The sequence below is a fragment of the Ruegeria profundi genome, assembly GCF_049800715.1.
GTDB classification, from domain to species: Bacteria; Pseudomonadota; Alphaproteobacteria; order Rhodobacterales; family Rhodobacteraceae; genus Ruegeria; species Ruegeria profundi_A.
Genome location: NZ_JBNAFO010000015.1, coordinates 84,122 through 90,500, shown reverse-complemented (window position 1 = coordinate 90,500; position 6,379 = coordinate 84,122). Strand labels below are relative to the sequence as shown.

The following is a 6,379-nucleotide window of genomic DNA, read 5'->3' as shown; positions in this document are numbered from 1 at the left end:
CCCCGCCTTTCGGCGGGGTCTTTTAGTTTTATTCTGCGGCTTCTTCGTAAGCTTCCATTGGTGGGCATGTGCAGACGAGGTTTCGGTCTCCGTATGCGTTGTCGACGCGGTTGACGGGGGACCAGTATTTGTCGACGCCCATGGAGCCCGGAGGGAAGCAGGCCTGTTCGCGGGTGTAGGGGCGGTCCCAGTCGCCGACCAGATCGCGCACCGTGTGGGGGGCGTTTTTCAGCGGGTTGTTCTCCGCGTCGATCTTGCCGTCGATGATGTCCTGCGCCTCGGCCCGGATCGAGAGCATGGCGTCGCAGAAGCGGTCCAGCTCGTCCTTGGGTTCGGACTCGGTGGGCTCCACCATCAGGGTGCCCGCCACCGGCCAGGACATGGTCGGCGCGTGGAAGCCGCTGTCGACCAGACGTTTGGCGACGTCATCCACGGTGACATGCGCTGCCTCGTCCAGCGGACGCGTGTCGAGGATGCATTCATGCGCCACACGACCGGTCTCGGAGGTGTAGAGGATCGGATAGGCATCCTTCAGACGCGCCGCGATATAGTTGGCGTTCAGGATCGCCACTTTGGTCGCCTGCGTCAGACCCGCGCCACCCATCAGCAGCACATAGGCCCAGCTGACCGGCAGGATCGAGGGCGAGCCGAAGGGCGCCGCCGAGACCGGACCCACAGCGGTGCCGTATTCCGGGTGGCCGGGCAGATGTTCTTCAAGGTGGGCCTTGACGCCGATCGGACCCATGCCGGGGCCGCCGCCGCCATGCGGGATGCAGAAGGTCTTGTGCAGGTTCAGGTGGCTGACATCGCCGCCAATGTCACCGGGACGCGACAGGCCCACCATGGCGTTCATGTTGGCGCCGTCGATATAGACCTGACCGCCATGGTCATGGGTGATCTGGCAGACCTCCTGCACGGTGGTCTCGAACACGCCATGGGTCGAGGGGTAGGTGATCATGCAACCGGCCAGATGATCGGAATGCTTCTCGGCCTTGGCGCGGAAGTCGTTCAGATCAATGTTGCCATTCTCATCCGCCTGCACCGGCACCACCTGCCAGCCCACCATCTGCGCCGAGGCCGGGTTGGTGCCATGCGCCGAGGTCGGAATCAGGCAGACATTGCGGTGCCCTTCGCCGCGGGCGAAGTGATAATTGCGGATGGTCAGCAGGCCTGCGTACTCGCCCTGCGCGCCCGAGTTGGGCTGCTGGCTGATCGCGTCATAGCCGGTGATCTGGCACAGCTTGTCGTTCAGATCGGCAATCATCTCATGATAGCCCTGCGCCTGATCTTCGGGGCAGAACGGGTGCAGATTGCCGAACTCGGGCCAGGTGACCGGGATCATCTCGATCGTGGCGTTCAGCTTCATGGTGCACGAGCCCAGCGGGATCATTGCCCGGTCCAGCGCCAGGTCGCGGTCGGCCAGACGGCGCATATAGCGGGTCATCTCGGCCTCGGCCCGGTTCTTGTGGAAGATCTCGTGGGTCAGATACGGCGTCTCGCGCAGCGCGTAGTCCGGCAGGCGGTACTGCTTGTTCGAGCTGTCGTCTGTCTTGTCGATGCCAAAGGCCCCCCAGACGGCTTCAATGGTCTCGGGCCGGGTCTGTTCGTCCAGGCTGATGCCAACCTTGGTCTCGCCGACCTTGCGCAGGTTGACGCCCCGGGCGACGGCGGCCTCCATGACGGTCTTCTGCAGGTGGCCGACCTCAACGGTGATGGTGTCGAAGAACACTTCGGGCTCGACCGAGAAGCCCGCCTCTTCCAGACCGGCGGCCAGGCGCGAGGTCTTGCGGTGTACCGATTGCGCGATGGCCTTGATGCCGTCGGGGCCGTGATAGACCGCATACATCGAGGCAATCACCGCCAGCAGCGCCTGCGCAGTACAGACGTTCGAGTTCGCTTTCTCGCGGCGAATATGTTGCTCGCGGGTTTGCAGGGCGAGGCGATACGCTTTGTTGCCGCGGCTGTCGATGCTGACGCCGATGATCCGGCCCGGCATGGACCGCTTCAGCTTGTCGGTGGTCGCCATGTAAGCGGCGTGCGGGCCGCCATAGCCCATCGGCACGCCAAAGCGCTGGGTCGAGCCGATGGCAATATCCGCGCCCATCTCACCCGGTGACTTCAGCAGGGCCAGCGACAGGATGTCGGCAGCGACGATGGCGATGGCTTTGTGCTCATGCAGCGCTGCGATTTCCTTGGTGAAGTCGCGCACATGGCCGTGGGTGCCGGGGTATTGGAAGATCGCGCCAAAGACAGCACCGGCATCCAGCGTATCGGGATCGGCCACCTGCACGTCGATGCCCAGGGGCTCAGCGCGGGTTTTGATCACCGCGATGGTCTGCGGGTGGCAGTTCTTGTCGACAAAGAACGCCGCGTTGTTGGCCTTGGACCGACCGCCGCGCTTGGCCATCGCCATGGCTTCGGCCGCAGCAGTGGCTTCGTCCAGCAGCGAGGCGTTGGCCACATCCAGCCCGGTCAGGTCGCTGACCATGGTCTGGAAGTTCAGCAGCGCCTCAAGACGGCCCTGGCTGATCTCGGGCTGATAGGGCGTGTAGGCGGTGTACCAGGCCGGGTTTTCCAGGATGTTGCGCAGGATCGGCGCGGGCGTGGTGGTGCCGTAATAGCCCTGACCGATCAGCGAGGTCAGAACCTTGTTCTTACTCGCCACCTCTTTCATGTAGAACAGCGCATCGCGCTCGGTCATTGCCGGACCCCAGTCCAGCGGCTCTTTCTGGCGGATCGCCGGCGGGACGGTGGCGTCGATCAGTTGGTCCAGCGTCTTGAAGCCGATCACCTTGAGCATGTCGCGCATCTCGGTCGGGCTGGGACCGATATGGCGGCGATTGGCAAAGTCATAGGCTTCGTAGTCAGTCAGTTTGAAAGCCATTGCAGCGCTCCTATGAATAAGTCAGGTCGGGCGGAGACCACGCAGGCCCCCGATACATCATCACGAGCCGGTCCGGCCCGAACGGGCGGAGCCCCATTCAGGGCTCCGGTCTGGATCAGCCGATGAAGTCCTTGTAGCCGGCCTCATCCATCAGATCTTCCAGCTGCGACGCGTCGGTGATCTTGATCTTGTAGATCCATGCCTCACCTTCGGGGTCTTCGTTCAGCGCGCCAGGATTGTCGGCCAGCGCCTCGTTGACCTCGACGATCTCGCCATCAACCGGGGCATAGAGTTCCGAGGCCGCCTTGACGGATTCGATCACACCGATCTCGCCGTCTTTCTCAAACTCATCACCCACTTCCTGCTGTTCCACGAAGACCACATCGCCCAGCTGCTCGGCGGCATGTTTGGTGATGCCCAGAGTGGCTGTGTCGCCATTCACGTCGATCCACTCGTGCTCTTCGGAATAATAGGTTGCCATCTTGTCTCTCTCCTGACTTCAACGCTTGTAATTCTGGGTGACGAAGGGCAGCGCCACGATCTCGGCCGGTTGTGGCTTGCCCCGAATGATCAGATTGACGGTCTCGCCCGGCTCACCATGGCCTGCGGACACATAGCCCATCGCAACGGGGCCACCGACCGTCGGGCCAAACCCGCCCGAGGTGATCTGGCCAATCGTATTGCCTTCCGCACACTGGATCTCAACACCCTGACGCGCAGGCGCGCGGCCCTCGGGCTTGATGCCCACCAGCTTGCGGGATGCGCCCTCGGCCAGTTCTCTCTGGATGCGCTCGGCCCCCGGGAACCCGCCCTCTTCCTTGCGGCGCTTCTGGATCGCCCAGCTCAGCGAGGCTTCGATCGGCGAGGTGCTCTGGTCGATGTCATTGCCATAAAGGCACAGCCCGGCCTCCAGCCGCAGGCTGTCGCGCGCGCCCAGACCGGCCGCTTCACAATCCTCATGCGCCAGGAAGGCGCGGGTGATCTCAATCGCCTTGTCCTCTGGGATCGAGATCTCGTACCCGTCCTCACCGGTATAGCCCAGGCGCGAGATACGGCATTCGACGCCGTTGATATCGGCCACGGTGGTTTCCATGAACTTCAGATCGCGGGCGGGCGGGCAAAGCTCACCCACAACGTTCTCCGCTGCGGGGCCTTGCACGGCGACCAGCGCGCGGTCGAATATCTCGGTCACTTCGACGCCTTCGAGGTGCTCGCGCATATGCGGAATGTCCTGATGGCGCAGCGCCGCGTTCACCACCACAAAATAGTGATCCCCCGCGTTCGACACGATCAGGTCATCCATGATCCCGCCGTCTTCATTCGTAAAGAACCCGTACCGCGCCTTGCCTTCCTTCAGCGTTGCATAGGCCTGCGGGCAAAGCGCCTCAAGCTTCTCGCCCACATTCTCACCGCGCAGGATCACCTGACCCATATGGCTCACATCAAACACCGCCGCCTTCTCACGACACTGCTTGTGCTCCCCCATAATCCCCAACGGATACTGAACAGGCATCTCCCAGCCCGCAAAATCAACCATCTTTCCACCCAACTCAACGTGAAGAGAGTAAAGTGGAGTGCGATTCGGTGAAGTCATCTTTCTAACCTTTCAATCAGCGGGATTGGTCACGAACGACTGTCACAGTGCAGTGCGCATTCCGCACCACCCGGGCGAGGTTCGGGCCAATCTCATAATTCGGGAAATCACCTTTGGTGGAGGCCATGACAATCAGATCAAACCCCTCTTTATAGGCGAGTTTCAGGATTTCACGGTAAACGCTGCCTTCTTCGATATGGATCGCCACATCGGAGGCATCACCGTGGTCCAGAATGGCCTGAACCGCGTTGCGGACATGATCCTTTGCTCCGGCGCCATAGTTCGCGGGCAGGTTCGGAAGTTGGATAATCTCGGGGATGACGGCAACCGCGTGCAGCTCGGCACCGTAGAATTTCGCCTGTTCCAATGCGACCGGCAGGGCCAGTTTCCAGGAACGGTCGTCGGTATGATCAATGGGCAGCAGGATTTTCGTGGCCATCACGTCTCTCCTCGAGATATGGAATTCTGTTTCAAAGGCGGGGGGCCGGGTTGGCCCCCCGTTTTGGTCGGGCCGAACTTATTCGGCAGGTTTTGCCTCCGGCTCTTCGGACTGACCACCCGAGGCGAAGAACTCTTTCGTCAGTTTGAAGACGATGGGGCTCAGCAGGGCCAGAGCGATCAGGTTCGGGATGGCCATCATGGCGTTCAGCGTGTCTGCCAGCAGCCAGATGAAGCCCAGATCCGCCGTTGCGCCGAAATAGATCATGACGATCCACAGAACGCGGTAGGGGATCAGGGATTTCACACCCAGCAAGAACTCGACACATTTCTCGCCGTAGAACGACCAGCCGAGGATGGTGGTGAAGGCGAAGATCGACAGAGCGATTGCGATCAGATACCCACCGATGCCCGGCAGCGACAGTTCGAACGCGTGGCTGGTCAGAGCCGCACCGGATTCACCCGATGTCCAGGCGCCCGAGGCGATTATCGCCAGACCGGTGATCGAGCAGACGATGATGGTGTCGATGAACGTACCCAGCATCGCAATCAGGCCCTGGTTGACCGGACCTTTGGTCTCGGCAGCGGCGTGCGCGATCGGAGCAGAACCCAGACCGGCTTCGTTCGAGAACACACCACGTGCCACACCAAAACGGATGGCGGCCCAAACGGCTGCACCCGCAAACCCACCTTCTGCGGCGGACGGAGTGAACGCGTAGGTGAAGACCAGCGACAGCGCATGTCCGATGTTGCCGATGTTGATCAGCAGAACCAGCAGACCCGCGATGATGTAAGCAACAGCCATGAACGGAACCAGCTTACCGGCAACCGCACCGATGCGGGTGATGCCGCCCAGAATCACGGCGGCGGTCAGAACCATCAGAACAACGCCAGTGACCGAGGTGTTCAGGCCGAAGTTGGCTTCAAGAACCTGTGCCACACCGTTGGCCTGCACGCCATTGCCGATGCCGAAGGCTGCGATTGCGCCGAACAAGGCAAATGCAACACCGAGCCACGCCCATTTCGCGCCGAGGCCGTTCTTGATGTAGTACATCGGGCCACCGACATAGTTGCCCAGCTCGTCTTTTTCGCGGTATTTCACCGCGCAGACGGCTTCGGCATATTTGGTGGCCATGCCCACCAGGGCGGTCATCCACATCCAGAACAAGGCGCCCGGACCGCCCAGGAAGACAGCAGTGGCCACACCGGCAATGTTACCTGTACCGATGGTCGCCGACAGTGAGGTCATCAGCGCGTTGAACGGGCTGATCTGCCCTTCGCCCTGACCTTCCCGGCCTTTGAACAACAGGCTGAAGCCCGTGCCAATGCGCAGGATCGGCATGAATTTCAGCCCGACCTGCAGGAAGAAGCCAACGCCAAGAATGAGTACCAGCATCAGCGGCCCCCATACGACGCCATTGATGGCTCCTACGATTGAATTTAACGCTTCCATGGTATTCCTC

At 61.5% G+C, this 6,379-nt stretch carries 5 protein-coding genes; all 5 read right to left on the bottom strand.

Annotated features, from left to right (window positions below):
- Window positions 1–28: 28 nt before the first annotated feature.
- On the bottom strand, window positions 29–2,884 hold the full coding sequence (gcvP, locus tag ACP15L_RS20015; RefSeq protein WP_425083765.1) for an aminomethyl-transferring glycine dehydrogenase: 2,856 nt from the start codon (window positions 2,882–2,884) through the stop codon (window positions 29–31).
- A 115-nt stretch (window positions 2,885–2,999) separates the two neighbouring features.
- Window positions 3,000–3,365 (bottom strand): glycine cleavage system protein GcvH, encoded by a 366-nt coding sequence (gene gcvH / locus ACP15L_RS20010; protein ID WP_170381008.1) that lies wholly within the window; start codon window positions 3,363–3,365, stop codon window positions 3,000–3,002.
- Between the two features lie 18 nt (window positions 3,366–3,383).
- On the bottom strand, window positions 3,384–4,478 hold the full coding sequence (gene gcvT, locus ACP15L_RS20005; protein WP_425085535.1) for a glycine cleavage system aminomethyltransferase GcvT: 1,095 nt from the start codon (window positions 4,476–4,478) through the stop codon (window positions 3,384–3,386).
- A gap of 16 nt (window positions 4,479–4,494) precedes the next feature.
- Complete coding sequence (locus ACP15L_RS20000) at window positions 4,495–4,917, bottom strand: universal stress protein (RefSeq protein WP_170637793.1); 423 nt, start codon at window positions 4,915–4,917, stop codon at window positions 4,495–4,497.
- Between the two features lie 78 nt (window positions 4,918–4,995).
- Complete coding sequence (locus ACP15L_RS19995) at window positions 4,996–6,369, bottom strand: alanine/glycine:cation symporter family protein (protein WP_425085534.1); 1,374 nt, start codon at window positions 6,367–6,369, stop codon at window positions 4,996–4,998.
- Window positions 6,370–6,379: the final 10 nt, after the last annotated feature.